At 61.1% G+C, this 25,565-nt stretch carries 26 protein-coding genes; 16 read left to right on the top strand and 10 right to left on the bottom strand.

Going from position 1 to position 25,565, the window contains the following annotated elements; all coding sequences use genetic code 11:
- Positions 1-58 precede the first annotated feature (58 nt).
- Together ACZ5M5_RS14280 and ACZ5M5_RS14275 are read left to right on the top strand one after the other, a co-directional pair.
- Positions 59-967: a LysR substrate-binding domain-containing protein gene (locus ACZ5M5_RS14280; protein WP_092164794.1), complete on the top strand. Its 909-nt coding sequence runs from the start codon at positions 59-61 to the stop codon at positions 965-967.
- Positions 964-1,314, top strand: coding sequence for an MmcQ/YjbR family DNA-binding protein (locus ACZ5M5_RS14275; protein WP_464739265.1), 351 nt, complete (start codon positions 964-966; stop codon positions 1,312-1,314). Before ACZ5M5_RS14280 ends, ACZ5M5_RS14275 begins: the two co-directional genes overlap by 4 nt.
- A gap of 70 nt (positions 1,315-1,384) precedes the next feature.
- On the opposite strand, the gene ACZ5M5_RS14270 is transcribed toward ACZ5M5_RS14275, so the two are convergent.
- A complete protein-coding gene (locus ACZ5M5_RS14270) occupies positions 1,385-1,813 on the bottom strand; it encodes a DUF1294 domain-containing protein (RefSeq protein WP_060742547.1) in 429 nt (142 codons plus the stop codon).
- Positions 1,810-2,640, bottom strand: a complete 831-nt coding sequence (locus tag ACZ5M5_RS14265) for an undecaprenyl-diphosphate phosphatase (protein WP_060742548.1) — start codon at positions 2,638-2,640, stop codon at positions 1,810-1,812. The genes ACZ5M5_RS14270 and ACZ5M5_RS14265 overlap by 4 nt, the downstream gene beginning before the upstream one ends.
- A 273-nt stretch (positions 2,641-2,913) precedes the next feature.
- Here ACZ5M5_RS14265 and ACZ5M5_RS14260 point away from each other — a divergent pair, with 273 nt between their 5' ends.
- The 9 genes from ACZ5M5_RS14260 (at position 2,914) to ACZ5M5_RS14220 (ending at position 11,339) form a co-directional block, all read left to right on the top strand.
- Positions 2,914-4,548: a methyl-accepting chemotaxis protein gene (locus ACZ5M5_RS14260; protein ID WP_060742549.1), complete on the top strand. Its 1,635-nt coding sequence runs from the start codon at positions 2,914-2,916 to the stop codon at positions 4,546-4,548.
- A gap of 311 nt (positions 4,549-4,859) precedes the next feature.
- Entirely contained in the window at positions 4,860-5,423 is a 564-nt protein-coding gene (gene pnuC / locus ACZ5M5_RS14255) for a nicotinamide riboside transporter PnuC (protein WP_060742550.1), read from the top strand.
- Positions 5,420-5,944, top strand: coding sequence for an AAA family ATPase (locus ACZ5M5_RS14250; protein ID WP_464739376.1), 525 nt, complete (start codon positions 5,420-5,422; stop codon positions 5,942-5,944). The genes pnuC and ACZ5M5_RS14250 overlap by 4 nt, the downstream gene beginning before the upstream one ends.
- Before the next feature lie 321 nt (positions 5,945-6,265).
- Positions 6,266-6,712 (top strand): hypothetical protein, encoded by a 447-nt coding sequence (locus ACZ5M5_RS14245; RefSeq protein ID WP_464739264.1) that lies wholly within the window; start codon positions 6,266-6,268, stop codon positions 6,710-6,712.
- A 1-nt stretch (position 6,713) separates the two neighbouring features.
- A complete protein-coding gene (locus ACZ5M5_RS14240; protein ID WP_464739263.1) occupies positions 6,714-7,307 on the top strand; it encodes an adhesin in 594 nt (197 codons plus the stop codon).
- A 59-nt stretch (positions 7,308-7,366) separates the two neighbouring features.
- Positions 7,367-8,350, top strand: a complete 984-nt coding sequence (locus ACZ5M5_RS14235; RefSeq protein ID WP_060742553.1) for a hypothetical protein — start codon at positions 7,367-7,369, stop codon at positions 8,348-8,350.
- A 173-nt stretch (positions 8,351-8,523) separates the two neighbouring features.
- The gene (locus ACZ5M5_RS14230; protein WP_060742554.1) at positions 8,524-9,204 is read left to right on the top strand and encodes a C39 family peptidase; all 681 of its coding nucleotides are present in this window, start codon (positions 8,524-8,526) and stop codon (positions 9,202-9,204) included.
- A 58-nt stretch (positions 9,205-9,262) separates the two neighbouring features.
- Positions 9,263-10,009: a hypothetical protein gene (locus ACZ5M5_RS14225; protein ID WP_060742555.1), complete on the top strand. Its 747-nt coding sequence runs from the start codon at positions 9,263-9,265 to the stop codon at positions 10,007-10,009.
- Positions 10,010-10,055: 46 nt separating this feature from the next.
- Entirely contained in the window at positions 10,056-11,339 is a 1,284-nt protein-coding gene (locus tag ACZ5M5_RS14220; protein ID WP_060742556.1) for a transporter, read from the top strand.
- A gap of 83 nt (positions 11,340-11,422) precedes the next feature.
- On the opposite strand, the gene ACZ5M5_RS14215 is transcribed toward ACZ5M5_RS14220, so the two are convergent.
- Entirely contained in the window at positions 11,423-12,748 is a 1,326-nt protein-coding gene (locus ACZ5M5_RS14215; RefSeq protein WP_060742557.1) for a sigma-54 dependent transcriptional regulator, read from the bottom strand.
- Positions 12,749-13,089: 341 nt separating this feature from the next.
- On the opposite strand from ACZ5M5_RS14215, the gene ACZ5M5_RS14210 reads away from it, so the two are divergent.
- The 3 genes from ACZ5M5_RS14210 to nhaB all read left to right on the top strand — a co-directional run bounded on the left by ACZ5M5_RS14210 (position 13,090) and on the right by nhaB (position 16,427).
- On the top strand, positions 13,090-13,356 hold the full coding sequence (locus ACZ5M5_RS14210) for a hypothetical protein (RefSeq protein WP_013693488.1): 267 nt from the start codon (positions 13,090-13,092) through the stop codon (positions 13,354-13,356).
- Between the two features lie 219 nt (positions 13,357-13,575).
- The gene (locus ACZ5M5_RS14205; protein WP_464739262.1) at positions 13,576-14,829 is read left to right on the top strand and encodes a hypothetical protein; all 1,254 of its coding nucleotides are present in this window, start codon (positions 13,576-13,578) and stop codon (positions 14,827-14,829) included.
- A 95-nt stretch (positions 14,830-14,924) separates the two neighbouring features.
- Entirely contained in the window at positions 14,925-16,427 is a 1,503-nt protein-coding gene (gene nhaB, locus ACZ5M5_RS14200) for a sodium/proton antiporter NhaB (protein WP_103308292.1), read from the top strand.
- Between the two features lie 105 nt (positions 16,428-16,532).
- Here the strand turns inward: nhaB and ACZ5M5_RS14195 are convergent, their stop codons facing one another.
- Genes ACZ5M5_RS14195 through gnd form a run of 3 tightly spaced genes read right to left on the bottom strand, consistent with a single transcriptional unit; the run spans position 16,533 to position 19,872 of the window.
- The gene (locus ACZ5M5_RS14195; protein WP_103308294.1) at positions 16,533-17,354 is read right to left on the bottom strand and encodes an HAD family hydrolase; all 822 of its coding nucleotides are present in this window, start codon (positions 17,352-17,354) and stop codon (positions 16,533-16,535) included.
- Positions 17,351-18,871, bottom strand: coding sequence for a glucose-6-phosphate dehydrogenase (gene zwf / locus ACZ5M5_RS14190; RefSeq protein ID WP_060742561.1), 1,521 nt, complete (start codon positions 18,869-18,871; stop codon positions 17,351-17,353). Before zwf ends, ACZ5M5_RS14195 begins: the two co-directional genes overlap by 4 nt.
- On the bottom strand, positions 18,868-19,872 hold the full coding sequence (gene gnd, locus ACZ5M5_RS14185; RefSeq protein WP_464739374.1) for a phosphogluconate dehydrogenase (NAD(+)-dependent, decarboxylating): 1,005 nt from the start codon (positions 19,870-19,872) through the stop codon (positions 18,868-18,870). Before gnd ends, zwf begins: the two co-directional genes overlap by 4 nt.
- Positions 19,873-20,122: 250 nt before the next feature.
- Between gnd and ACZ5M5_RS14180 the strand changes: the two genes are divergently transcribed.
- Positions 20,123-20,296, top strand: coding sequence for a DUF6026 family protein (locus ACZ5M5_RS14180; RefSeq protein ID WP_013693491.1), 174 nt, complete (start codon positions 20,123-20,125; stop codon positions 20,294-20,296).
- Positions 20,297-20,666: 370 nt separating this feature from the next.
- On the top strand, positions 20,667-22,406 hold the full coding sequence (locus ACZ5M5_RS14175; RefSeq protein WP_464739261.1) for a phosphoethanolamine transferase CptA: 1,740 nt from the start codon (positions 20,667-20,669) through the stop codon (positions 22,404-22,406).
- A gap of 24 nt (positions 22,407-22,430) precedes the next feature.
- Here ACZ5M5_RS14175 and ACZ5M5_RS14170 read toward each other — a convergent pair whose 3' ends face one another.
- The 4 genes from ACZ5M5_RS14170 to ACZ5M5_RS14155 form a co-directional block, all read right to left on the bottom strand.
- Positions 22,431-22,925, bottom strand: a complete 495-nt coding sequence (locus ACZ5M5_RS14170; protein WP_103308297.1) for a GNAT family N-acetyltransferase — start codon at positions 22,923-22,925, stop codon at positions 22,431-22,433.
- Positions 22,926-22,982: 57 nt separating this feature from the next.
- Positions 22,983-24,104, bottom strand: coding sequence for a cell division protein ZapE (gene zapE, locus ACZ5M5_RS14165; protein ID WP_464739260.1), 1,122 nt, complete (start codon positions 24,102-24,104; stop codon positions 22,983-22,985).
- A 259-nt stretch (positions 24,105-24,363) separates the two neighbouring features.
- Positions 24,364-24,705 (bottom strand): nuclear transport factor 2 family protein, encoded by a 342-nt coding sequence (locus ACZ5M5_RS14160; protein ID WP_003202401.1) that lies wholly within the window; start codon positions 24,703-24,705, stop codon positions 24,364-24,366.
- Between the two features lie 51 nt (positions 24,706-24,756).
- Positions 24,757-25,473 carry a helix-turn-helix transcriptional regulator gene (locus ACZ5M5_RS14155; protein ID WP_060742566.1) on the bottom strand — a complete coding sequence of 239 codons (717 nt, stop codon included), beginning with the start codon at positions 25,471-25,473 and terminating at the stop codon, positions 24,757-24,759.
- Positions 25,474-25,565: the final 92 nt, after the last annotated feature.

Here is a 25,565-nt window from a genome sequence, read left to right as displayed (position 1 = left end):
TCGATAAGTCAGCATAAATGCGATAGTTTGTCCCACTGACAGGACAATCGGACTCGCCATGCAAGACCTCAATGACTTGTACTACTTCGCCAAAGTCGTCGAAGCCGGTGGCTTCGCGGCGGCCGGGCGCTTGCTGGGCATTCCCAAATCGCGACTGTCGCGGCGTATCGCCGAGCTGGAAGAACGCCTCGGCGCCCGGTTGCTCCAGCGCACCACCCGCCAGTTGAAATTGACGGCGGTTGGCGAACGTTATTTGCGCCATTGCCAGGCCATGTTGCTGGAGGCTGAGATGGCCGACGAAGCGGTGGCGAGCATGTCCAGCGAGCCCCGCGGCCGATTGCGGGTGTCCAGCCCCGTGGGCCTGGCTCACCAGTTCCTGCCGGTGGTAATCGAAACCTTCCTGGTGAAGTACCCCTTGGTGCAACTGGACATGACCCTGCTCAACCGCCGGGTTGACCTGATCGGCGAAGGCATCGACGTGGCGTTGCGCGTGCGTGACCTGGGGGACGAAGACCCGCTGTTGATGACCCGGCGTTTGCGCCGGGCACGACTGATGCTGGTGGCCAGCCCGGCCTTCGTCGAAGGACGGCGGATCGAGACCCCGAACGATCTGGAGGCGTTGCCGGTGCTGGGGGCGTTGGAAGCCGATCGCCTGGTGCATCTGCGTCTGGTCAAGAGCGATGGACAGCGTGTGGAACTGAGCCTGGAGGCTCGTCTGGGCATCGATGACTTCATTGTGCGTCGAGCCTGCACCCTCGCCGGCCTGGGCTTCACTTTATTGCCGAGCATGTATTGCGAGCAGGAATTGCGGGACGGCACACTGGTGGAACTGCTGCCGGGATGGTCGTTGCCCGACGGCTGGCTACAGGCGGTCTACCCGCATCGGCGCGGCATGTTGCCAGCGGTCCGCGCCTGGATCGATCATTTGGTGGAAGCCTTCGAGGGCTGTGGAGATAGAACACTATGAGGTTGAGCGAAGAGGATGTCGCGCAGTTTTGCCTGGGTTTGCCCGGTGCCAGGGAAGACTACAAATGGGGCGGCGTGCGGGTGTTTTCCATCGCCGGGAACAAGATGTTCGCCCTCCAGGGCCTGCGGGGCGACTCGTTGGCGTTCAAGGTCGACAAGGATCTGTTCCTGGGTCACTGCGACCGGCCAGGCATTCACCCCGCGCCTTACCTGGCACGGGCCCAGTGGGTCATCATGCAGCTACCCTACCCGCTGGGGGCCGAAGAACTGCGTGGCCTGCTGCAACGCTCGCACCAATTGGTGGTCGGCAAGTTACCGAAGCGTACCCAGGTCGGGTTGTTGCTGTAGTGGCGGCGCGACTGACCCGCCGCCATCGCGAGCAAGCTCGCTCCCACAGGTTTGAAGTCAAGCTGGTTGTCTAGGACAACGCCAACAGATAACCACCCAGGAACAACTGGTCGATCCAGAACACCTGGTGCAACAGTACGATGAACCAGAACACCACCTGGAACGAGACTTTGCGGGTCTTGTGGCGAAACAGCTGCTGGGCCAGCAAGGCTCCAGGCCAACCGCCGGCCAGCTCCAGTGCATGCAGCACGTTCTCCGGGGTGCGCCAGGCCTCGGCGCGCGCCTTGCGCTTGTCGCTCCAGTACAGCAGGAACGCCACCACACTGACGACACCGTAGGCTGCCATCGGCACCCACGACACCGCCCGCAGCCCGAACAGCAGCGAGCCGAACAGCGGCAAGGCGCAGAGCAGCGCAAAGACCATCAGCTTGAGCCGCAGGTGCTGCACAGCGCCGCCGGCATTGCCCCCTGCGCGTTTACGGGCGCCTGAATCGTTCATGGCTTGGCGGCGGTCCAATCCACCCAGCCGAACTGCCAGGTGGCCAGGATCAACAGGCCAAAGGCGATGCGATACCAGGCGAACACGGCGTAGCTGTGGCTGGCGATGAACCGCAGCAGGCCCTTGACCGCGATCATGGCGAAAATGAACGCCGTGACAAAACCAATGGCGAACACCGGGAAATCCGCCGGGACGAACAGTTCGCGGTACTTGTAGCCCGAGTAGACGGCTGCGCCGACCATGGTGGGCATCGCCAGGAAGAACGAGAACTCGGTAGCGGTTTTACGCGACAGGCCAAACAGCAAGCCACCAATGATGGTCGCGCCGGAACGGGAGGTGCCCGGGATCATCGCAATGCACTGGGCCAGGCCGACCTTCAACGCATCCTTCCAGGAGATCTCGTCCACCGTTTCGGCATGCACCTGGTGCTGGCGCTTCTCGGCCCAGAGCATCACCACACCACCCACCACCAGCGCGGCGGCTACGGTGATCGGGTTGAACAGATAGTGGTGAATCCAGTCTGCAAACAGCACGCCCAGGACTACGGCAGGCAGGAAGGCGATCAGCAGGTTGGCGGTAAACCGGCGGGCGCCGGGTTGCGTCGGCAGGCCCAGCACCACGTCGAAGATCTTGCGCCGAAACTCCCAGACCACCGCGAGGATCGCGCCAAGCTGGATGATGATGTTGAATGCCATCGCTCGTTCGCCACCGAACTCGAGCAAGTCGGCGACAATGATCTGGTGTCCCGTGCTGGAAATCGGCAGAAATTCCGTCAAACCTTCCACTACGCCAAGAATCAGTGCCGAAAAGGCGGTCCACAAATCCATTCATCCCCCAAAAAAGACGCTGTTCATGCAGGTCTTATCAATATTCAAGTGTCATGCAGGTACACGCAGCGGCTGCACGATAACCGCGACCTTTCAAAAAAAACCAATGAAAAATCAGAACAGGCTCAGGTTTTGCGCTGCGGGGCCGAAATCCTATCAGACAAGCCCTGATAACGCTGCCGCGTTATGACCCAGATCAATCATGGATAGCCGCCGGGCGCTAAAGTGCCGGCCGTCGTTAATGACAAGAATAAGAACCCGGAGTGACAGCGTATGAATAGCTTGCGCAGTGTGTCGATCAGCCGACGCTTGTGGCTCATCCTGATCGTGGCCATCGTGATGTTGTTCACGCTCGGCGCCTTCATGCTCAAGCAGATCCACACGGACCTGTATCAGGCCAAGGTGCAGAAGACCCAGCATGTGGTGCAGACCGCCAGTGGTGTACTGAGCTACTACCATGGCCTGGAAACCGCTGGGACCCTGACCCGCGAGGCGGCGCAGAAGCAAGCCCTCAGCGCGGTACGAGGCCTGCGCTATGACCAGAGCGACTATTTCTGGATCAACGATCTGACGCCGGTCATGGTCATGCACCCGACCAACCCGAAACTCGAAGGCCAGAATCTCTCGGCGATCCGCGACCCGAACGGTTTTGCGCTGTTCAACGAAATGGTCGCCATCGCCAAGGCCAAGGGTGCAGGGATCATCGACTATCTCTGGCCCAAGCCGGGCGCCGAAGCGCCAGTCGGCAAGACCTCCTACGTCAAACTGTTCGAACCGTGGGGCTGGATCATCGGTTCCGGTGTGTACGTGGACGACGTCCAGACAGAATTCCGGTCCCAGTTGATCAAGGCTTCGTTGATTGGGTTGGCGATCACCCTGGTCATGGGCCTGCTGCTGACCCTGATCGTACGCAGCATCGTCCGCCCGCTTCAAGAGACCGTCAACGCCATGGCCAATATCGCCAGCGGCGAGAGCGACCTGACCCGCACCCTCGACACCCACGGCCAGGACGAAGTCACCCAACTGGCCCGGCACTTCAACGCCTTTACCGCCAAATTGCGCCAGGTGGTGAGCCAGTTGCAGGAGTCGGCCAGTGCACTGGGGCAATCTTCCAGCGAATTGGGCAACGACGCGGCTCAAGCCCAGGAACGCAGCCAACAGCAGTCGCAGCAAATGGAACTGGTGGCCACCGCGATCAACGAAGTGACCTATGGCGTGCAGGATGTGGCCAAGAATGCCGAGCACGCGGCCAGTGAGATGCGCGACGCCGAATCCCAGGCCCAGCAAGGCCAGGTCAACATCGATGGCAGCTTGCAGCAGATCGACCGCCTGTCCCAGACCATCGATCAAGCCGTGGAAGTGATTCGCACCCTGGCCAGTGAAAGCACCCAGATCGGCAGTGTGCTGGAGGTGATTCGCTCCATCGCCGAACAAACCAACCTGTTGGCCCTCAACGCCGCGATCGAGGCCGCCCGCGCCGGCGAGCAAGGCCGAGGCTTTGCGGTGGTCGCCGATGAAGTGCGGTTGCTGGCCCAGCGTACACAGAAATCCACCGCCGAGATCCAGGCGATGATCGAGCGCCTGCAAACCCATTCCGAAGCCGCCGTGAAAGTCATCGGCGACAGCAGCCGTGCCTCGCAACTGACCATCGAACAGGCCGGCCTCGCCGGTGCCAGCCTCAACGCCATCGGCCAGGCCCTGCGCAACCTCAACAGCCTGAACGCCTCCATTGCCAGCGCCACCCTGCAACAGGCCCATGTGGTGGAAGACATCAACCAAAACGTCACCCAGGCCGCCGGACTGTCCCACAGCACCGCCATGGCCGCCGAACAATCCAGCCAGGCAAGCAGCCGCCTCAAGGCACTGAGTGAACAGTTGAACGGGTTGCTCAAGCAATTCCGGGTCTAACGATCGGTGGATGATCCCTGTGTGGGAGCGGGCTTGCTCGCGATAGCGGTCGCACATTCAGCATTGATGCAAGCTGACCCACCGCTATCGCGAGCAAGCTCGCTCCCACATTGGTTTGGTGTTGGTTCCAAGCTTGGTATTCACAGCTCCCACATTGGTTTGGCATGGGTCTCTGGTTGGGTGTCAACCACAAATCCCTTGTGGGAGCGAGCTTGCTCGCGATAGCGGCAGCCCATCCGACATTGGTATTGGAGCTCTCCACGCCATAGCGTTTACAATCGCCGCCCTCTCCTCTTTCCCAAGGAATCGCCATGTCCGGGCTTGAACTGTTTGCCGCAGCCCTCGGCGTGATCGCCGTCTGGTTGACCGTCAAGCAGAACCCCTGGTGCTGGCCCATCGGCCTGGTCATGGTGCTGCTGTACAGCTGGATTTTTTTCGAGGTGAAGTTGTACTCGGACATGCTGCTGCAGGTTGTCTACGCGGTGCTGCAACTCTACGGCTGGTGGCAATGGACCCGTGCCGGGCGCAATCATGATGGGCGCCAGGTCAGCCGCCTCGGTGGGCCATCGGTGTTGCTCGGCCTGGCCATCGGCGCGGCGGGCAGCTTGCTGTTGGGGGCCGCCATGGCCCACTGGACGGACGCCGCCCAGCCCTGGCTCGACGCCGCGCTCACGGGGTTCAGCCTCGTGGCCCAGTGGTGGATGGCGCAAAAACGCGTGCAATGCTGGCCGCTGTGGATCGCCCTGGACGTGATTTTCGTTGGCTTGTTCATCTACAAGGGCTTGCACCTGACCGCCGCACTCTATGCCCTGTTCACCCTGCTGGCCGTGCAAGGCTGGCGCGAATGGCGCGCCGACCCGGCCCTGCGCGCATGAAGGTGGTGGTCCTGACCGGCCCGGAATCCAGCGGCAAAAGCTGGCTGGCGGCGCAATTGCAGGAACACTTCGGTGGCGTGCGGGTGGATGAGTACGTGCGCCATTTCATGGAGCAGACCCAACGCGATACCTGCCTGGCCGACATCACCGACATCGCCTCCGGCCAACTGGCCTGGGAAGACCAGGCGCGTGCCCATCGGCCGGCGCTGCTGATCCTCGACACTCACCTGTTGAGTAACATCCTCTGGAGCCAGACCCTGTTCGGCGATTGCCCGGAGTGGCTCGAACCGGCGCTGCTGGCCCGTCATTACGACCTGCACCTGTTGTTGAGCCCTGAGCAGGTCGAATGGACGGGCGACGGTTTGCGTTGCCAGCCCGAGTTGACGGAACGGCTGGCGTTTTTCCAGGCGATCGAGACTTGGCTGAGGCGACATCGGCAACCTTTCCAGGTCATTCAGGGCAACTGGGTGCAACGCCGCCAGCAAGTGTTTGCAGCCGTTACCCGACTGCTTGAAGCCTGAGCACCGCTGGATTTGTTTCACTTCTGAAACAGCGCACGCGTACCAAACCCTGATTCAACCCCGTTTCATGTCCTTGTCATCAAGACTGTCAAGCTGCTGAAACACTCGCCTGAAAGCCTGGATCCAGAGCCCTGGAACGGCTGATGGCCATTTGGCCGCCAGGCGCCTGTCTCAACGCTGAAACAGTATCCCTTCCCGGGGCTCCCTGCCTTAATCCAACCCATTGAATTGGCAGATATTTCAAAACACGGCACAACACCTGCTCTTCCTCACTTCGCAACGCTGGACCAGGGCCAGCCCACCGAAGAAGGAATCGATGCCGTGGGGACTTTCGAAAGAAGTTTGACCTGTCTGCTCGTGATCGGCTGCGCCGCCAGCGCAACGCTCAGCCTGCCAGTACAGGCCGAGGGCAACGGCGTCATCGTACTCAGCCGTGACGTACAACCCATCGCAATCGGTCGCAACGGCGGCAAAGACCCCTACCCGACCACCGTCAATGCCAACCCCTCCGAACGAATCAACCAAGCGACCGCCAGCATCGAACTGAGCGATGGCGAATTCGCCAGCGTGGCCAGCGGCTCGTCGATCCGCAACATCGTCACCCCCAATACCGGCGTGCAGGGTTTGAACGTGGTCACCAACCCCAACGGCATGCCGGGCATGAATGCCGGTCACGGTGGCGGTAGTGGTGGAGCGATCTCCGGCACCATCAACCGCTCGTTGAGTTCCGGCCTGGCCCCGCTGGGTCGGCTGGCGGGAGGTCAGTGACATGAAACCCGTGCTGTTTCTACTCGCCCTGATCATGCTTTCCCTGCTCAGCTCTTTCACCGTATTTGCCGATTCGGGTGTTGCGGTGGTCAGCAGCGCCAACCTGCAGGATTCCGGCAGCCATTACACCGGCAACTTCAACGTCAACCAGGCGGCCGGCGACCAGATCCAACAAACCAACACCCGGGCCATCGCCATTGGCGACCACGCCCAGGCAAGCACCCACGTGCGGCAACGTATCGACACCCAGGCCAACCCTTCCATGAACGCCACCGCCCGCATCGGTGGCCATTCCTTCAGCAACGGCAACGGCGTGCTGGGCGTCAACCAGTCCGCCGGGGCCAACAACCAGATGGCCAATGTCATGCGGGTGGGCATCAGTGCTCATCCGCAGAGCATGGACGACAGCGCCCTGTCCCAACAGAACGTGGCGTTGTTACCGAACTCAGGAGCAACTGGCGCCCCAACCGGCAGTCGCCAGGTCGTTACCAGCGACCAGGCCTTCACCGGCAGCCGAGGGGTAATCCAGGTGAACCAGAGCGCCGGGGTGGGGAACCGAATGGCTAACACCCTGAGCATCCGGGTCGCTGATTGACCTGGGGGCTACATAAGAAAGTACCGACACTTAACCAACGACACGCAAGGAGAAACACCATGAAACCTACAATGGCACTCAAACCATTGGTTTTCGCTCTCGCCGCGGTCATGGCAATGGCTGCACAGGCCGATGGTAACGGGCGTGGCAACGGCCACGGTAACGGCCACGGCAATCAAGGCCCAAGAGGTCCGTCGCTCGAGCAACTGCTCTCTATCAGCGCCGGGGCTGGCGCGACCGTGCTGGATGAGCAAAACAGCGACGGCAACGTCGTGACCAACCAAGCCACCCGCAACACCGCTGAAGCCACTGACTCGCTCAATGGCAGCAACGGCAACATGGGCGCCAACATTGCCGGTGGCGACGGCAACCAGCAGGACAACGCCGCCGCCCTGGCCACCGCCGACGAAAGCTTCATCTTCGGCTCGGCTGTCGCCGCCTCCAGCGCCACGCAGGTCAATAACAACAACTACGTCAAGAACAACTCCACGCAAAACAACGCCTCGCTCACCAATGCGGGCAACAACGGCTCCGGCAACATCGGTATCAACGTGACCGCCGGGAACTTCAACCAGCAGAAAAACAACCTGGCCATTGCCGTATCCGGGGGCCGTGTCGCCCAGGCCTCGGCCTCGGCTGACCAGTCCTCCACCGGCCTTGTGGTCGACAACAAAGGCGTGCGGACCTACAAGACCGACACCCTCACCAGCACCTACAGCGCCTCAGGCACGTTCAAGGCAAAAGGTACCGGTACCGCCGAAGACAACGACCATGGCGGCTGGGGCAACAAAGGCGGCTACGGCGGCGGTCATGATGACGACAAGTTCAAGTTCTCCGCCGTGGGGACTTTCGAACTGGCCGGCAGCAACACCCAGCAGGTGCTGACCCGCGACGGTTGGAAAAACCCTGTGATCAACAACGCCACCATGACCAACTCCATGAACGGCTTCTCCGGTAACGGCGGCGCCAACGTGTCGGCAGGCGTGGGCAACCAGCAAAGCAACTCGCTGTCCATCGCAGCCGGCTGCAAGGCTTGCATGTAAAAAAGTACCACTGTGGGGGTAGTAGCTCTGTGGGAGCACAGCTTGCTCGCGATCGAGGTCGTCACGTACGGCCCCTCTGCTGGCTTTAAAACCGCTATCGCAAGCAAGCTTTGCTCCCACAGGCTCGCTCCCACAGGGGGCTTTTTCCTGGACGTCCACTAGGCGTATTGATCATGCGTGTCACTGCCGTTTCCCTGCTGCTCTGCCTGACGTGTATGGCTGAAGCGGCGCAGATGCCGGTCGCCGCCCTGCCTGGCGGCATGCTGGTCTACAAACCGGTGCAAAGCGTACGCGAGCGTAAATTCAGCGACATCGTCGAGCAGAAAACCGACTTCAGTTGCGGCGCCGCCGCGCTGGCCACGGTGCTGCGCCAGGCCTATTGGCTTGACGTCGATGAAGAGCACGTCATCAAAGGCATGCTGGTCAATGCCGACCAGAACCTGGTTCGCACCCAGGGGTTTTCCATGCTGGACATGAAGCGCTACGTGGAGACCATCGGCATGCGTGCCCGAGGCTACCGCATACCGCCAGAGAAACTCGAAGCGGTGACGATTCCGGTGGTAGTCCTGATGGAAATACGCGGCTACAAGCACTTCGTGGTGTTGCAGCGGGCCGACAAGCAATGGGTCTACATCGGCGACCCGGTGCTGGGGCACAAGCGTTACACCCACGATGAGTTCGTCAAAGGCTGGAACGGCATCGTCTTTGCGATCGTCGGCCCAGGCTACGACAAGACCAATGCACTACGCAGCCCTCCTCAACCCCTGACAGCCCGTAACAAGCTGGACGGTTTCAACCCGGTCAGGGATGCGGAACTGATGGACTTCGGCTTCATACAGAGCGACTTTTTCTAATCGCCGACCACTGCCAACAATAAGTACAAAAAGGAGCAGGACGCTCCGGGAGCAGCACATGAAAACGTCACACTGGCTGTCGCTGGCCTGCCTGCTCGCGACTGCCTCGGGCTATGCCCATGCCGGCTTCAAACCCATCGAAGTCAAGGACCAGGAGCTTGCCGAGCTGCGCGGTCGTTATGTCATGCCCGGCCGCGTCATCAGCTTCGGCATCGTCATGAGCAGTACCTGGCGCAACGCCAGCGGCGACTTGATCGGCGCTACCAGCACCATGCAGATCCAGGCCGCCACCGTCAAACCCGAGTTCTATGTCTCCACCATCAAGCAGACCGGCAATGGCAGCGTCCCGGAACAGGGCAGCGGCAACATTACCGGTGGCGCCGGCCTTGGCACGAGCCAGGGCGTGACCCAGAGCGTGCGTGCCGCCGGAGACGGCAACACGGCCTACAACAACGTCAACATCAATGTGAAAGAGAGCAACCAGGCGCCGGCGCTCGTGCCTTCCCAGGGCCAACTGCTGACCAAGGGCCAGACCATCAGCGGCAGCAACGCCGCCGGCAGCGTCGCGGTCACCGCCACCGGCAACGGCGTGCAAATGGCGATCCAGGCCAGCCACAACCAGGGCGGCACCCTGCAACAGGTGGCCCAGGGCGGCTTGCTGCAGAACACTCGCCTGCTGGGCAATAGCAACCTGGTCAACAACATGACGCAGCTCAACGTGGTGCTGAACAACAACGGCCCCAGTGCCGGGGCATTGGACTGCAACCTGACCCAACTGCGCGGCCTCCGTAACCTCGGTTATTGAACTACGCTGTTTTCCGACCATTGGGCAAATAGGGACGACATATTTCATGTATCGATCCGTATCGTTGCGCGCTGTGATCTGTTTAAGCACGTTGTTCCCGGCAGCCGTGTTGCAGGCGGCCCCGGACGCCGACATCGAGGCCCTGAAACAGGAACTTCTTGAGCTCAAGCAGCGATACGAGGTCCAGCAGAAAGCCCTGGCGGTGCTCGAACAGCGGGTCCGCCAGGTAGAGGACCAACCCTCCGCGCCGCAGCCCAAGCGCCTGGCCAAATCCCCGGCCGACATGAAAGGCAACCAGACCGTGGCCGGCGGTGGCGCGACAACGGCCGGCGGCAGCGGCTACGGGCAATCCCTGGCCGATGACTCCCAGCCGGCCCAGAGTGTCTCCAATCTCTATGACGAGGCCAGCGGCTTCTTCGGCGGCGGCAAGTTCAGTTTCGAGACCGGCGTGACCTATTCGCGCTACGACACGCGGCAACTGATCCTCAACGGCTTCCTGGCCCTGGATTCGATTTTCCTGGGCAACATCAACCTCGACCGGATCAAGGCCGACACCTGGACGCTGGACCTCACCGGTCGCTATAACTTCGATAATCGCTGGCAGTTCGACCTCAATGTGCCGGTGGTCTACCGCGAATCCACGTATCAGTCAGGCGGCGCGAACAACGGCGCGGCCGGGGTCACCAGCGAAGAAACCGTGACCCGCGACCCGACCATCGGCGACGTCAACTTCGGCATCGCCTACAAGTTCATGGATGAGTCGATCAACTCTCCAGACGCGGTGGTCACCCTGCGAGTCAAGGCGCCCACCGGCAAGGACCCGTTTGGCATCAAGCTGCGCCAATCCCAGGCCAACACCAACCTGTTCGTACCTGACGACCTGCCCACCGGCAATGGCGTGTGGTCGATCACGCCTGGGCTCTCGCTGGTCAAGACCTTCGACCCGGCGGTCCTGTTCGGTACCCTGTCCTACACCCATAACTTCGAAGAATCGTTCGACGACATCAGTTCCACAGTCAACCAGAAGGTACCGGGCAAAGTGCGGATCGGCGACAGCTTCCAGCTCGGTGCGGGCATTGCCTTTGCCTTGAACGAGAAGATGAGCATGTCGTTCTCGGTCTCCGACCTGATCCAAAAGAAAAGCAAGCTCAAACAGGACGGTGGCGACTGGGAGTCGGTGACCTCCAGCGACGCCAACGCCGGTTACTTCAACATCGGCATGACCGTCGCCGCGTCCGACAACCTGACCATCGTGCCCAACCTGTCCATCGGGCTGACCGACGATGCGCCGGACTTCACCTTTAGCCTGAAATTCCCGTATTACTTCTGATGCGCTCAGGGATATGTGATGGACACCTATCCCAAGGGCACTGCACAACTACTGTGGGAGCAATGGGTTGTGTGTAGGCTGCTCTAGCGAATCTGATGCTTGTGCAGCAGACGGTAGAACGTCGGCCGGGATACGCCCAGTACCCGGGCGGCCACGCTCAGGTTGTCGCTGTGCCGGTTGAGCACATCGCTCAAGGCCTGGCGCTCGGCGCGAGTCTTGTAATCCTCCAGCGTGCCCATCGGTGCCGCGACGCCCTGGTGGCTGGCCAGGCCGAGGTCCCGGGCTTCGATTTGCCGCCCTTCAGCCAGCACCAGCCCGCGACGGACGCGGTTGGCCAGCTCCCGCACATTCCCGGGCCAGTCGTGCATGCCCATCGCCACCAATGCATCCTCGCTGAAACTGCGGGGGCGGCGGCCGGTTTCCTGGCTGTAGAAATGGGAAAAGTGGCTGGCGAGCATCGCCAGGTCGCCATGGCGTTCGCGCAAGGGCGCCATCGCCACTTGCAGCACGTTCAGGCGGTAGTAGAGATCCTCGCGAAAACGCTTTTGCTCGATGGCCGCCTCAAGGTCCACATGGGTGGCCGCCAAGACCCGCACATCGACCGCAATCGGCTGGCTGCCACCGACCCGTTCAATGTGTTTTTCCTGCAGGAAACGCAACAGGTTGGCCTGCAATTCCAACGGCAGGTCGCCAATTTCATCGAGAAACAGCGTGCCCCCGTGGGCCGCCTCGATCCGTCCGATCTTGCGTTGGTGAGCGCCGGTAAACGCGCCCTTTTCATGCCCGAACAGCTCCGATTGGATCAGGTGTTCAGGAATGGCGCCGCAGTTGATGGCGATGAACGGCTTGTTGCGCCGATGAGACTGACAATGCAGGGTGCGCGCCACCAGTTCCTTGCCGGTGCCGCTCTCGCCGCGAATCAACACCGGCGACTCGGCAGGCGCCAACTTGCTCAATAACTTGCGCAGTTCGCGGATCGGCTTGCTGTCGCCCAGCAGTTCATGTTCGGGCCGTTCGATGTGAATCGAGCCCTGCCCCCGCAAGCGCGCCATGCCAAACGCCCGGCCCAGTGTTACTTGGACCCTGGACACGTCGAACGGCAAGGTATGGAAGTCAAAAAACCATTCGCAGACAAAATCACCGACGTTTTGCAGGCGCAATACTTCCTGGCTGAGCACGGCGATCCATTCGGTGCCGCTCCGGCTGATCAACTCCTTGACCGCTTCCGGACGCTCCAGGTGAAAAGGCTGCAAGCGCAACAGGCCGACGTCACAGGTTCGATCGCCGGCGTGTTCGAGGGCGCAGCTGTCCACGTCCCAACCAATGGTGCGCAGAGCTGGCAACAGGCGATGGCAATCGTCGCAGGGATCAACCACGAGCAGACGACGTGACGTACTGGCTTCGACCATGACTGATCCTTGGCGCCAAAATAAAGAAATATGATTAGAAACAGTCGTTTGGCTGACCTGCATGTAACAGTAGCAAGAAGTTGACGCACCCTTGTATCAATTGATTATCGAGATCGCCTCAAACTGGTTATAAGCGAGCGTTTCGTTAGTTGTTATGGGCGCTTTTCTTTCAGGAGGCTTTCAAACAAAAGAGCAAAAGCCTGGTCTGAAAGAAAATCGAAATTTATTTAAATAATGTGTGACCCGCCTACCGGTTCGGGACATCAGTACAAGTAACCAGCCGCACGGTACGCCCAACCGACGGCACATCATTTGTTTGGGCACACTTGAGAGAAAATGCCATGAACGCCCCGCTCCGTATCAACGAAGCTCTTTTGATTGCCGACCGCGCATTCCGTCCTTTCCAATGCGTGGCCTGGGCTCCACAAGACGGTAACGGCGAACTTAGCCTGACCGTCATCGACCGTACCAATACCCATATTGGCCGCACTCAGATTCCAAGCAGCGCCTATACCGACCCGGTCCAACTGGCCGATCTGTTGAAACAGGCCCGTGCCGAATTGAGCCAGGAAGGCTATACCTTGCAATCCTGGTCGATGCCCGAATAAACCGCCGGTAGAGCCTGTTATCGATTGCAGGCTTGGCATTGGGTTGTAAAGCCATTGTTATGGCACGCATCGCCCCTGTAACTGCTGTACCTGACAGTTGTGCATTGTCACATTCAGGGATTGAATGTTGCCCTCATGCAGTCATCGCCCCTTCGGGCCGGTCGACACGCAAGGAGAGGCAGGCATGCTCGATCAGTTCGCGTTTGAACTCCCCCGGCCATGACCCACGCCGGGCAACTTGACCCAGGCTTTGCCGCCAACGGCAAAGCCTGGGTTCATTTCGAAGGCAGCACCTCGAGCCTGATCACCGGCTTGACCCTCGACCGTGCCGGCCGAATCCTCGTCGCGGCCAGGATCGAGACCGCCCATGGCAGCCGGTTCGGGCTGGCGCGACTCAACCATGACGGCTCCACCGATCCCGGTTTCGGCAGCCACGGCTGCGTGATCGGCGCATTCGAACAGGGCTTCGAAGCGACGGCGGGCAAAGTGATCGAGCTGCCCGACGGGCACATCCTGCTGTCCGGCCTGCACTATGAAAACAACGAACACACCCTTCCCGCCCTGGCGCTGTTCGATCAGCAGGGCCATGCCGTCCAGAGCTTCGGCAATGCTGGCCGACACCTCATCCGGCTCTGCGGCCACCTCTCCCAAGGCCTGCGCGATCCCTGGCTGCCGCCCGGCGTGCCAGGCCTCGAGGCCTGCGACATGCAAGTGCAGGCCGATGGCCGGATTCTCTTGCTCGCCAACCATCACTATCAATTGTCCGACCATGTCGGTGTATTGATCCGACTCCTGCCGGACGGGGCCCTGGATACCTCGTTCAACGGTCGCGGTTTCGTGATGGTCCGACGGGCATTGAAAAATACCTGGCTCGGCTGCCTGATGCTCCAGGCTGACGGCCATATCGTCGTCGGCGGCGCCATTGACTTGCCCCAGCATGGCTTGATCGCCCGTTATGACAGCAGCGGCAAGCTCGATGACAGCTTCGGCGAAGAGGGCTTCCTGTCCATCCTGGCGCAGGGTCATAGCGTGATGGTCAGCCAGATCGTTCAGGATGCGAGCGGCAATCTACAAGCCTTTGGCAGCAGCCGCGATCCGATGCATAGCCTGTCCCTGAAAGTGCGCCTGGACGGCACGCCGGACCGTCATTGCAACCAAGGCCAGTGCCAGCTCATGGCAATCGGGCGCAACGCCAGCCAGTGGACGGCGGCCCAGCTTCAACCGGACGGCAAGCTCGTGACCGCTGGCGCGACCATTGGCGGCATCGAAGCCGACTTCGTGCTCGCCCGGCATTTGCCGGATGCCAGCCTCGATCCGGATTTCGGTGAAGGCAAAGGCTGGGTTCGCACTCGACTCGGTTACAGCCTGGACACCGCCACCGCCCTGGCGCTGCAGGCTGATGGCAGAATCCTGGTGGGCGGCTACTCGCTCCAGGGGCATTATCGGGCGGTGGTTGCGCGGTATTGGGCCTGAGTCAGATCGTCGTGGGCGAACGGTATTCATGCCTAGGCTTGATATTCCCCATTTGTTACGGCAAGTTGCGCGCTTCTAATTAAAAGGAGCAGCCGATGTCCGGTTCGATGGCTCAAGCTTTCGCGCACAACTTTCTTGGGCATTCCCCGCGCTGGTACAAGGCGTGCATCATCACGTTCCTGATTCTCAATGCCTTGGTGCTGTGGACCCTCGGCCCGGTGGTCGCCGGCTGGATGCTGGTCGTGGAGTTCATCTTCACCCTCGCCATGGCCCTCAAATGCTACCCCCTGATGCCCGGTGGGCTGCTACTGGTCGAAGCCCTGCTGTTGGGCATGACCAGCCCCAAGGCGCTGTACGATGAATTGCTGCACAACTTCCCGGTCATCCTGCTGCTGATGTTCATGGTGGCCGGAATCTACTTCATGAAGGACCTGCTGCTGTTCCTGTTCTCACGCCTGCTCCTGGGTGTGCGCTCCAAGGCACTGTTGGCCTTGATGTTCTGCTTTCTCTCGGCATTTCTGTCGGCATTCCTCGATGCCTTGACCGTCACGGCGGTGATCATCAGCGCCGCGGTGGGCTTTTATTCGGTGTACCACCGCGTGGCATCGGGCAACGATCCGCGCCAGGACAGCAGCGTCGATGAAGACCACGACCTGCCGTCGCTGCACCATGGCGACCTGGAACAGTTCCGGGCATTCCTGCGCAGCCTGCTGATGCATGGTGCCGTCGGCACGGCGCTGGGCGGTGTCTGCACCCTGGTGGGCGAACCGCAGAACCTGCTGATCGGCCATGAGATGGGCTGGCATTTCGCTGATTTCTTCGTGAAAGTCGCTCCAGTGTCGCTGCCAGTGCTGGTTGCCGGGCTGCTGACCTGCGTGGCGCTGGAGAAATTGCGCTGGTTCGGGTACGGCACGCTCCTGCCCCAAAACGTGCGCGCGGTACTGGCCGACTACGCCGAGCAGGACAATCGCGAACGCACCGCACGCCAGCGCGCAGCCCTGATCGTCCAGGGTCTTGCCGCGCTTATCCTGATCGTCTGCCTGGCCTTGCACATTGCCGAAGTCGGCCTGATCGGCTTGATGGTCATTGTCTTGATTACCGCCTTCACCGGCATCACCGACGAGCATCGGCTGGGCAATGCGTTCAAGGACGCCATGCCGTTCACGTCGCTGCTGGTGGTGTTCTTTGCAGTGGTGGCGGTCATTCACGACCAGCAGTTGTTCACGCCGCTGATCCAGTGGGTCCTGGCCCTGCCCGCCGACCAGCAGCCCGGCATGCTGTTCATTGCCAACGGCCTGCTCTCGGCCATCAGCGACAACGTGTTCGTGGCGACCATCTACATCACCGAGGTCAAGCAGGCCTTCGTCTCCGGCCACATCAGCCGCGAACAGTTCGAGACCCTGGCGGTGGCCATCAACACCGGCACCAACCTGCCGAGTGTCGCGACACCGAACGGCCAGGCTGCGTTCCTGTTTCTGCTGACCTCGGCGATTGCGCCGCTGATTCGCCTGTCCTATGGCCGGATGGTCTGGATGGCCCTGCCCTACACCGTGGTGATGGGCGGTTTGGGCTGGTATGCGGTGACTTACTGGCTGTAACCCTTGTGGGAGCGAGCTTGCTCGCGATGAGGTTTCAGCCAGCATTCATGTTGAATGACAGACCGCTATCGCGAGCAAGCTCGCTCCCACAAGAGGTCAGGCGGTCTATCGCGGCAGGATGTACCGCTCGATCGCCAGGGCTGCGCCGTCTTCGGTCACGGCGGAGGTCACTACATCCGCCTGGCGCCTGATCGCCTCCTCCGCCTGGCCCATGGCAATCGACAACCCCGCCCGGTGAAACATCGCCGGGTCGTTGCCACCGTCACCCATGGCCGCGGTCTGCTCCAGCGGCACGTCGAGGAAGGCGGCCAGGGTCGACAGCGCTTCCCCTTTGTTCGCCTTCATCGCCGTCACATCCAGGTAGATCGGTTGCGAACGCGACACCTGGGCCTGGCCCTTGAGCAGCGGATGCAGCCGAGCCTCCAGCTCCACCAGCAGGTCGGTGTTGGCGCTGGTGGCGACGATCTTGTCGATCCGCTCCAGGTAAGGCTCGAAACTCTCGACTTCGACCGGCGGGTAGCCCAGGCCCCGCGTCTCCACCGGCACCATCGGCCCGTGGGCGTCGCGCACCAGCCAGTCGCCATCGGCGAATACCCAGACTTCGATGCCCGGCTGATCGGCGTACAGCGCCAGGGTGGCCAGTGCAGCCTCCGGCGGCAGGTAGTGGACAGCGAGGAAACTGCCGTCGGGATGAACCAGCGTGCCGCCATTGAACGCCGCCGTGGGCAGGTCGACGCCCAGGGCCTCGATCTGCTGCAGCATGGCCCGCGGCGGCCGCCCGGTGGCGAGGCTGAACAGCACACCGGCCTCACGCAATGCGCGAACCGCGGCGATGGTGCGCTGGTTGAGACTGTGATCAGGCAGCAGCAGTGTGCCGTCCATGTCGCTGAGTAAAAACCGGATGGGGTGCTTCACCAGATCACTCATCCCAGGCCATGCCAGACGCGATTGTCGCGGGTCAGCAAGTCATCGGCCGCCGCCGGGCCATCTTCACCGGCCTTGTAGGGCTGGACCGTTGCGTCCTGCCGCCAGGCGTCGAGGAACGGCTGCACGGCGCGCCAGCCGTTTTCGATGTTGTCGGCGCGCTGGAACAGCGTCTGGTCACCGGTCAGGCAATCGTAGATCAGGGTTTCGTAACCCGTGGACGGCTGCATTTCGAAGAAGTCCTTATAGGCAAAGCCCAATTCGATATTGGCCATGTCGAGCGCCGGCCCCGGCCGCTTGGCCAGCAGGTCGAACCACATGCCTTCATTGGGCTGAATCTGGATTCTCAGGTACGTGGGTTGCAATTCGTCGACTTCAGTGTCGCGAAACTGCGCGTAAGGCGCCGGTTTGAAGCAGATGACGATCTCCGTGTCTCGCACGCTCATGCGCTTGCCGGTGCGCAGGTAGAACGGTACGCCCACCCAACGCCAGTTATCGATCATGACCTTGAGGGCCACGTACGTCTCGGTGTTGCTGTCGGCGGCGACGTTGGCTTCCTGGCGATAACCGGTCACTGCCTTGCCAGCGACTTCACCGGCGGTGTACTGGCCGCGGATCGAGTTGGCGCGGGCCTGTTCCACCGACCAGGGCCGGATCGCCCCGACGACCTTGGCTTTTTCCCCACGCACGGCGTCGGCCCCAAACGCCGCTGGCGGCTCCATGGCCACCATCGCCAGCAGTTGGAACAGGTGGTTGGGCACCATGTCCCGCAGGGCGCCGGTGTGTTCATAAAAACTGCCACGGGTTTCCACGCCGACGGTTTCGGCGGCGGTGATTTGTACGTGGTCGATGTAGTGGTTGTTCCAGAACGCCTCGAACAGGCTGTTGGAAAAACGACTGACCAGAATGTTCTGCACCGTCTCCTTGCCCAGGTAATGGTCGATGCGATAGATCTGTTTCTCGCTCATGACCTTGAGCAGGCAGGCGTTCAGCGCTTCGGCGGTTTGCAGATCGGAACCGAACGGTTTTTCGATCACCACCCGCCGGAAAGCCCCCTCCTGCTCCTGAAGCAGCCCGGCCGCACCGAGGCGGCTGACCACTTCACTGAAAAAGCGCGGCGCGGTCGCCAGGTAGAAGACCGCGTTGCCGGTGCCGCTGGCAGCGATTTTCGCCGCCAGCGCCTGGTAGGTGTCGTCATCGAGGAAGTCACCCTGGACGTAGCTGATGCCTTGGGCCAGCTTGGCCCACAGCGCCGGGTCGAGCACGCGGTCGGCATCACCGCCCTTGCTCGCCGCTTCGTTACGGATGAAATCTTCGAGTTTCTTGGCAAAATCCACATCGCTGATGGCGTTGTGGTCAACCCCGACGATACGCAGCCCATCGTCCAGCAGACCGTCGCGACTGAGGTGGTAAAGCGCCGGCATGAGCAGGCGCTTGACCAGATCGCCATGGGCGCCGAACAGGAACAACGTGGTCGGCGGCGCGGGTTCTGCCTTGGATTTGCTGGCGATCGAGGTCATTTCTTCGGCGTCTCCACGTGGCCGCCAAAGCCGAAGCGCATGGCCGAGAGCATTTTGTCGCCGTAGGTACTTTGCTGGCGCGAGCGGAAACGGGCGAACAGCGAGCTGGACAGGACCGGAACCGGCACGGCTTGCTCGATGGCGGCCTCGATGGTCCAGCGCCCTTCCCCACTGTCGGCGACTTCACCGGAAAAGCCATCCAGTTTCGGATCGCTGGCCAACGCGTCGGCGGTCAAGTCCAGCAACCAGGACGACACCACGCTGCCGCGACGCCAGACTTCGGCGATATCGGCCACGTTCAGGTCGAAACGCTGCTCCGCTGGCAGGCTTTCGCTGGATTTGGTCTTGAGGATGTCGAAGCCCTCGGCGAAGGCCTGCATCATGCCGTATTCAATGCCGTTGTGGATCATCTTCACGAAATGCCCCGAACCCGCCGGGCCCGCGTGGATATAGCCACGCTCGGCACGGTCATCGTCGGATTTGCGGTCACGGGTGCGCGGGATGTCGCCCATGCCCGGCGCCAGGCTGTCGAACAGCGGGTCCAGGCGCTTCACCACCTCGGCCTCGCCGCCAATCATCATGCAGTAACCGCGCTCCAGGCCCCAAACACCACCGGAGGTGCCGACATCGATGTAGCTCAGGCCTTTTTCCGACAGGGCCTGGGCGCGACGGATGTCGTCCTTGTAATACGTGTTACCGCCATCAATGATCACGTCGCCCGGCTCGAGCAGTTCGCTGAGGACGTTGATGGTGTCTTCGGTGGGTGCTCCGGCCGGCAGCATGACCCAGACCGCCCGTGGTTTTTCGAGGCCGGCGACCAGCGCCGGCAGGTCTGCGACGCCCGTGGCGCCTTCCTGGCGCAGGTTTTCGACAAAAGCGGCATTGCGGTCATAGACGACGGTGGTGTGCCCATTGAGCATCAGGCGCCGCGCAATATTGCCGCCCATGCGGCCCAGTCCAATGATCCCGAGTTGCATGTGCTGATGCTCCCTACTACAAATAAAGGTGTGTCAAAGATTTAACACTATCGACTAATGGAGGTTAGTCCAGAGCATTGCTGCATAGTTTCCGGGTAATTCGAGCGACCACAAGGGATAACGTTCAAGATCCGGCCGAAGACACAACGACCATGAAAAATAAAAAAGTTCCAATCACAAGCAAAAGAAATCAGAATCGGCGCCGATAGTAGAGGTGTCGACCAAATCATGGCGACATCTCTATAGTTGATGTACGCCATTTGCGAGGTGAGCAATGGGCCCTGTCGTTACCGCACGTCCTCCCCAAACCCTTTATGTGACCATTCGTCGCGATGAATTGCGCCTACTCAAGGAAGAACGCGATCTGCTGCTCGATGAAGTGACGCAGTTGCGCATGCAGCTGCAGCACGCACAGCTGTCCCACCAGAGCCAGTCCCTGGCTCGGTAACCGCTCCAGAGGCACAGTCGAAGAAGTGACGCTGGTCAAACAGGGTCACTTCCATGCAAGTCCTGCCGTGTCCACTTGAGGCGAGAATTTTATCTGTGGGAGCAAGGCTTGCCCGCGATGAACGATAACGCGGTTCAGCTGTTCGACCGCGGCGCGGCTATCGCGGGCAAGCCTTGCTCCCACGGGTCCCGCCCCTAGAGCCCCCCCTTGCCACAGGTGCATTCGCACCTCACGTGCATTTTGTATCCGAAAAACTCACAAAGTTTTCACAACCGGCTCGTAATACTCCCCGCCTTTAGGGTTGCTCGACGCAGGCCTGCAGTCACCAATCCGGTGCCGGCAGCTTCGTCGATAAAGGCTGGAGCGCTTGATGAGCTTGTTCAAACGCAGCAAAACGACTGCGAAAGGTTTCGACTGGGCCGGACTCGGCTGGCTGTTTCTGTTCTTCTGGTATTTCTCGGGCATCACCCAACTGCTCATCCTGCTGAGCGACACCTCCGGTTTTACCGGCTTTCGCCAAGCGTTCGTGATGAGTGCGGTGTGGCTGGCGCCCATGCTGCTCTTCCCCGCCCGTACACGCGTGCTCGCGGCATTGATCGGCGTGGTGCTGTGGGCTTGCTCCATGGCCAGCCTGGGCTACTTCTTCATTTACCAGCAGGAATTTTCCCAGAGCGTCATTTTCATCATGTTCGAATCGAACGTGTCTGAAGCCGGCGAGTACCTGACCCAGTATTTTGCCTGGTGGATGGTGGCGGCGTTCCTGGCCCACACCGCGGTTGGCTATTGGATCTGGACCCGTCTGCGTCCGGTGTACCTGCCTCGGGGCCAGGCCATGGTCGCCGCAGCCGTCATCGTGCTCGCCGTGGCCGGTTATCCGCTGGTCAAGCAAACCCTGCGCACCGGCAGTTTCGCCGGTGGCCTGGAGAAGTTCGAAGATCGCATCGAGCCAGCCGTGCCATGGCAGATGCTGGTGGCCTATCGTCGCTACGGTGAACAGCTGGAAAACATGCAAGGCATGCTCCACAGCGCCAGCAAGATTGCTCCCCTGAGCAATCTCAAGGATGCCACCGCAGAACAGCCAGCCACCCTGGTGCTGGTGATCGGCGAATCCACCAACCGCCAGCGCATGAGCCTGTACGGTTACCCGCGGGAAACCACGCCGGAGCTGGACAAGCTCAAGGACCAGCTTTCGGTGTTCGACAATGTCATCACCCCGCGCCCCTACACCATCGAAGCGCTGCAGCAGGTGCTGACGTTCGCCGACGAGGAGAGTCCAGACCTGTACCTGAGCACACCATCGTTGGTCAGCATGATGAAGCAGGCCGGCTACAAGACCTTCTGGATCACCAACCAGCAGACCATGACCAAACGCAACACCATGCTCACGACCTTTTCCCAACAGGCCGACGAACAGGTGTACCTGAACAACAACCGCAACCAGAATGCCGCGCAATACGATGGCGACGTGATCGAGCCATTCAACAAGGCCTTGGCCGACAGCGCCCCGCGCAAGCTGATCGTGGTGCACCTGCTCGGCACCCACATGAGCTATCAGTACCGGTATCCGCCGACGTTCAACAAATTCACTGACCGCCAGGGCGTACCGGCGGGCCTGCGTGATGACCAGGTCCCGACCTACAACAGCTACGATAACGCGGTGCTGTACAACGACTTCGTGGTGTCCAGCCTGATCAAGGATTACGCCAAGACTGATCCCAACGGCTTCCTGCTGTACCTCTCGGACCACGGCGAAGACGTGTTCGACTCGCCGGGTCACGGTACGTTGGGCCGTAACGAAGGCAAACCGACCGCACCGATGTACACCATTCCTTTCATGGCCTGGGCTTCGCCCAAGTGGCGCGAAAACCATGACTGGAACTTTGCCGGCGACCTGTCACGCCCCTACAGCAGTTCACACCTGATCCACACCTGGGCGGACCTGGCCGGCTTGAGTTTTGACGAACTGGATCGTAGCAAGAGCCTGGTCAGCGATGACTTCAAGGCCCGTCCACTGCTGATCGGCAACCCGTATCAAACCCCACGCAAGGCCCTGATCGACTTCAGCCTGATGCAGCCCAAGGCGCCCTTGGCCGAAGTCGTGCAGGAATAATCGAAACTGATCGGATGCCCGCTTTTACAGGGGCTTGATCCAGAACTGCATAGGGCCGTGGGCGGGGTCGAACATGCCGGGGGCAAAGCCGAACTTGGCGTAGCTGCCCTGTGCCACGGCATTTTCCTGGAGCACTTCCAGGGTAATCTTGCAGCAACCGCGCTGGCGGGAAATATCCTCGACCTTCTGCAGCATCTTCTGGCTCAACCCGAGGCCGCGAAACTCCGGCATGACCACCACGTCGTGGATGTTCACCAACGGTCGGCAGGCAAAGGTTGAAAAACCTTCGAAACAATTGACCAGCCCCGCTGGCTCGCCGTTGACGAAAGCCAGCACGCTGAAGGCATGAGGACGCTTGGCCAGTTCCTCGGGCAGGTGCAGCAGGACCTCGGCCGGCAACGGATGTCCCCCGCCCATCGGGTCCAGCGCATAACCGTTGAGCACATGACAGATCGCTTCGGCGTGGACCGGGTTGGTGTAGCTGGCTTGCAGAACAAGAATGTCCTTGGCTTCTTCCATGACCTTCCATCTCACTTCGGTAGTACCGGCGGCTCGATGCCGTCGGCGGGATACAGGTCAGGCTGGCTGACCAAAACGTTGCATTTGCATTTCCTGAAGGCGACTGAGCGTACGGCGAAACGGGAATTGCAGATAGCCCTCGGTGTACAACTCATCCATCGGCACCGCAGCCGAAAGGCACAACGGTACCTTGCGGTCGTAGCATTCATCGACCAGGGCGATGAACCGTCGCACGCCGTCGTCGTGGACCGACAACTGCGGCAACTCACGGTCACCGGCCACGACCCGCGCAACGCCGTCCTCGGTGCCACGGGCGATGCGCCCCTCGCGCTGTTCGGCGCTCAGGCAGGGCACATCACTGAGTAGAATGACGCTGAAGCGGTCGCACAGCGCCATGAAATCCAGCGCCGAGAACGGTTGTTCACACAGGTCGGCGTAACGGCTCCAGAGCACCGTATCGCTGGCCTGGACCGGTTCAAGCAGGCGATGGCCCACGTCAATCGGCACGCGGCTCGACACCTGCCCTGTGGTCAACAGGCTGAAGACATCACCCAGCGGATCGGGCTGTCCGGGATCGCGCAGCCAATAACGCTGCTGCAATTGGCCTGGGTGCTGGCGATGGTCTTGCCAGCCGTTCACCGGCACGATCTGCATGTGCTGCTTGATCGCGGTGATGGTCGGCAGGAAACGCTCACGGTTATGGCCGTTGACATAGAGTTCTTCCGGTGGCAGGTTGGAGGTGCTCACCATCACCATGCCCAGCTCGAACATCACCTGGAACAAGCGCCCGAGGATGATCGCGTCACCAATGTCGTTGACGAACAGCTCATCGAAACACAGCACCCGTACTTCTGCGCTCAACTCCCGGGCCAGGGCTTGCAAAGGATCCGGCGTGCCGGTGAGCTGGAACGAGCGCTGGTGCACCCACGCCATGAAATGATGGAAGTGCTGACGGCGGGCCGGCACCTTGAGGCTTTCATAAAAGCGGTCCATCAGCCAGGTCTTGCCACGTCCCACCGGGCCCCAGAGATAGACGCCCTTGATCGACTTGCGCCCTTCGTGCAACGCCTGGTGGCATTGCTCCAGCGCCATGATGGCCAATTCCTGGGCCTCGTCCTGGACGAAGCCGTGGTGTTCGATGGCATGCTGCCAGGCAGTCAAGGGGGAGTCGAAAGTCATACGGCCCGGGTCCGGAAAACGAAGGTGGGGAGTATGCCATGACGGGCGATTGCAGGAACCCTGCACAGAGCCGTGACGAAGGGGTTTATCTGTGGGAGCAAAGTCTTGTGGAAGCATGCCCTGTGGGAGCAAGGTCTTGTGGAAGCATGCCCTGTGGGAGCAAGGCTTGCCCGCGATGAACGATAACGCGGTTTGGCTGTTGGACCGCGGCGCGACTATCGCGGGCAAGCCTTGCTCCCACAGACCTGGGTACGGAACTTTAAATCGAGATATCCAACCGACTGATCTTGCCCTGCTCATCGAGCCGAAAGGTATAACGCAACTCCAGCGGGCTGCCGGGGAATGTTCCGGAAATCAGGTTCTGCACCAGCACCTTGCCAGTGCGCTGCTGCACATTGAGGACTTCCACCCGCGGCTGGAATCGCTGGGCGGTGTCTTCCATCCATTGGGCGATGGCCTGGGTGCCAACGCGGTGCTGGCCTTCATCGAACACGTTGGCATCCTCGGCGAAGAAACGCGTCACCGCCGAACTGTCACGGGCATTGGCAGCCGCGATGTAGCCGGCGATGGCCGGGGCCAGGGAAGAGACGGGATTGGACATGGTATGGCTCCTTGTTTTATCGATCTGGCACCATGCTAGAACAGCGTTGTGTCAGTTTTTGTCAGGAGTGAACCGCCCGGTTTCGTCCAGCTTCATCAACGCAAACCAGTCCCGCAACAAATCGCTGCGCCGGCCCGGATACCGCTCGCCCTGCTCGGTGGCCGAGGCAATCCGGTCGGTGCGAAAGGTCCGATAGGCGCCGCGCAACTCGCACCAGGCCACCACCACCCGCGCCTCGTTGAAAAAGCCCAGGGCCAGCGGCCAGATCAGGCGTTGGCTCGGGGTCTTGTTCACGTCGGCGTAGTCGATGTGCAGTTTGGCCTGGGCACGAATGGCCTGGCGGTAGACATTCAGTTCCACGGTGTTCTGCGGATAACCATAACCCGGCGGGCCAGGCAGTACCGTCGGGTTGCGTAACGCATCCCGCACATCCGGGGCCAGCACGGCGGCGACCTTCGCCAGGGCGTCGGCGGCCGCCTTGCCCAGCACCTCGTCGGCGCGCTGATCCACGTAGCGCAAACCCAGCACAATGGCTTCGATTTCATCGGCGGTGAACATCAGCGGCGGCAGGAACAGGCCGCTGCGCAATACATAACCAATGCCCGCCTCGCCCTGGATCGGCGCGCCGAGGGCCGTGAGTTCGGCAATGTCGCGGTACAAGGTACGCTCGGATACATTCAGTTCACCCGCCAACGTCGCAGCGGTGACCGGGCAACGCTTGCCCCGCAAGACTTGCAGCAAAGTGAGCAGCCGAGTGGTACGCGACACGATGGACTGTCCGCAAAGAAAAGATGGCGCAGATTAGCAGAGGCTGGTGTCAGAAACTGTCAGGAGCCCCCTTACTATCCAATCGCTGTGGC

The organism is Pseudomonas sp. Van50 (assembly GCF_055390755.1).
The sequence above is the reverse complement of the archived record's forward strand: the minus strand, read 5'-3'. Positions and strand labels throughout refer to the sequence as shown.

Excerpts from the sequence above, each read along its gene's own strand:
- ACZ5M5_RS14280 (WP_092164794.1), top strand. The coding sequence starts at position 59 with ATGCAAGACCTCAATGACTTGTACTACTTCGCCAAAGTCGTCGAAGCC.
- ACZ5M5_RS14275 (WP_464739265.1), top strand. The coding sequence starts at position 964 with ATGAGGTTGAGCGAAGAGGATGTCGCGCAGTTTTGCCTGGGTTTGCCC.
- ACZ5M5_RS14270 (WP_060742547.1), bottom strand. The coding sequence starts at position 1,813 with ATGAACGATTCAGGCGCCCGTAAACGCGCAGGGGGCAATGCCGGCGGC.
- ACZ5M5_RS14265 (WP_060742548.1), bottom strand. The coding sequence starts at position 2,640 with ATGGATTTGTGGACCGCCTTTTCGGCACTGATTCTTGGCGTAGTGGAA.
- ACZ5M5_RS14260 (WP_060742549.1), top strand. The coding sequence starts at position 2,914 with ATGAATAGCTTGCGCAGTGTGTCGATCAGCCGACGCTTGTGGCTCATC.
- pnuC (WP_060742550.1), top strand. The coding sequence starts at position 4,860 with ATGTCCGGGCTTGAACTGTTTGCCGCAGCCCTCGGCGTGATCGCCGTC.
- ACZ5M5_RS14250 (WP_464739376.1), top strand. The coding sequence starts at position 5,420 with ATGAAGGTGGTGGTCCTGACCGGCCCGGAATCCAGCGGCAAAAGCTGG.
- ACZ5M5_RS14240 (WP_464739263.1), top strand. The coding sequence starts at position 6,714 with ATGAAACCCGTGCTGTTTCTACTCGCCCTGATCATGCTTTCCCTGCTC.
- ACZ5M5_RS14235 (WP_060742553.1), top strand. The coding sequence starts at position 7,367 with ATGAAACCTACAATGGCACTCAAACCATTGGTTTTCGCTCTCGCCGCG.
- ACZ5M5_RS14230 (WP_060742554.1), top strand. The coding sequence starts at position 8,524 with ATGCGTGTCACTGCCGTTTCCCTGCTGCTCTGCCTGACGTGTATGGCT.
- ACZ5M5_RS14225 (WP_060742555.1), top strand. The coding sequence starts at position 9,263 with ATGAAAACGTCACACTGGCTGTCGCTGGCCTGCCTGCTCGCGACTGCC.
- ACZ5M5_RS14220 (WP_060742556.1), top strand. The coding sequence starts at position 10,056 with ATGTATCGATCCGTATCGTTGCGCGCTGTGATCTGTTTAAGCACGTTG.
- ACZ5M5_RS14215 (WP_060742557.1), bottom strand. The coding sequence starts at position 12,748 with ATGGTCGAAGCCAGTACGTCACGTCGTCTGCTCGTGGTTGATCCCTGC.
- ACZ5M5_RS14210 (WP_013693488.1), top strand. The coding sequence starts at position 13,090 with ATGAACGCCCCGCTCCGTATCAACGAAGCTCTTTTGATTGCCGACCGC.
- ACZ5M5_RS14205 (WP_464739262.1), top strand. The coding sequence starts at position 13,576 with ATGACCCACGCCGGGCAACTTGACCCAGGCTTTGCCGCCAACGGCAAA.
- nhaB (WP_103308292.1), top strand. The coding sequence starts at position 14,925 with ATGTCCGGTTCGATGGCTCAAGCTTTCGCGCACAACTTTCTTGGGCAT.
- ACZ5M5_RS14195 (WP_103308294.1), bottom strand. The coding sequence starts at position 17,354 with ATGAGTGATCTGGTGAAGCACCCCATCCGGTTTTTACTCAGCGACATG.
- zwf (WP_060742561.1), bottom strand. The coding sequence starts at position 18,871 with ATGACCTCGATCGCCAGCAAATCCAAGGCAGAACCCGCGCCGCCGACC.
- ACZ5M5_RS14180 (WP_013693491.1), top strand. The coding sequence starts at position 20,123 with ATGGGCCCTGTCGTTACCGCACGTCCTCCCCAAACCCTTTATGTGACC.
- ACZ5M5_RS14175 (WP_464739261.1), top strand. The coding sequence starts at position 20,667 with ATGAGCTTGTTCAAACGCAGCAAAACGACTGCGAAAGGTTTCGACTGG.
- ACZ5M5_RS14170 (WP_103308297.1), bottom strand. The coding sequence starts at position 22,925 with ATGGAAGAAGCCAAGGACATTCTTGTTCTGCAAGCCAGCTACACCAAC.
- zapE (WP_464739260.1), bottom strand. The coding sequence starts at position 24,104 with ATGACTTTCGACTCCCCCTTGACTGCCTGGCAGCATGCCATCGAACAC.
- ACZ5M5_RS14160 (WP_003202401.1), bottom strand. The coding sequence starts at position 24,705 with ATGTCCAATCCCGTCTCTTCCCTGGCCCCGGCCATCGCCGGCTACATC.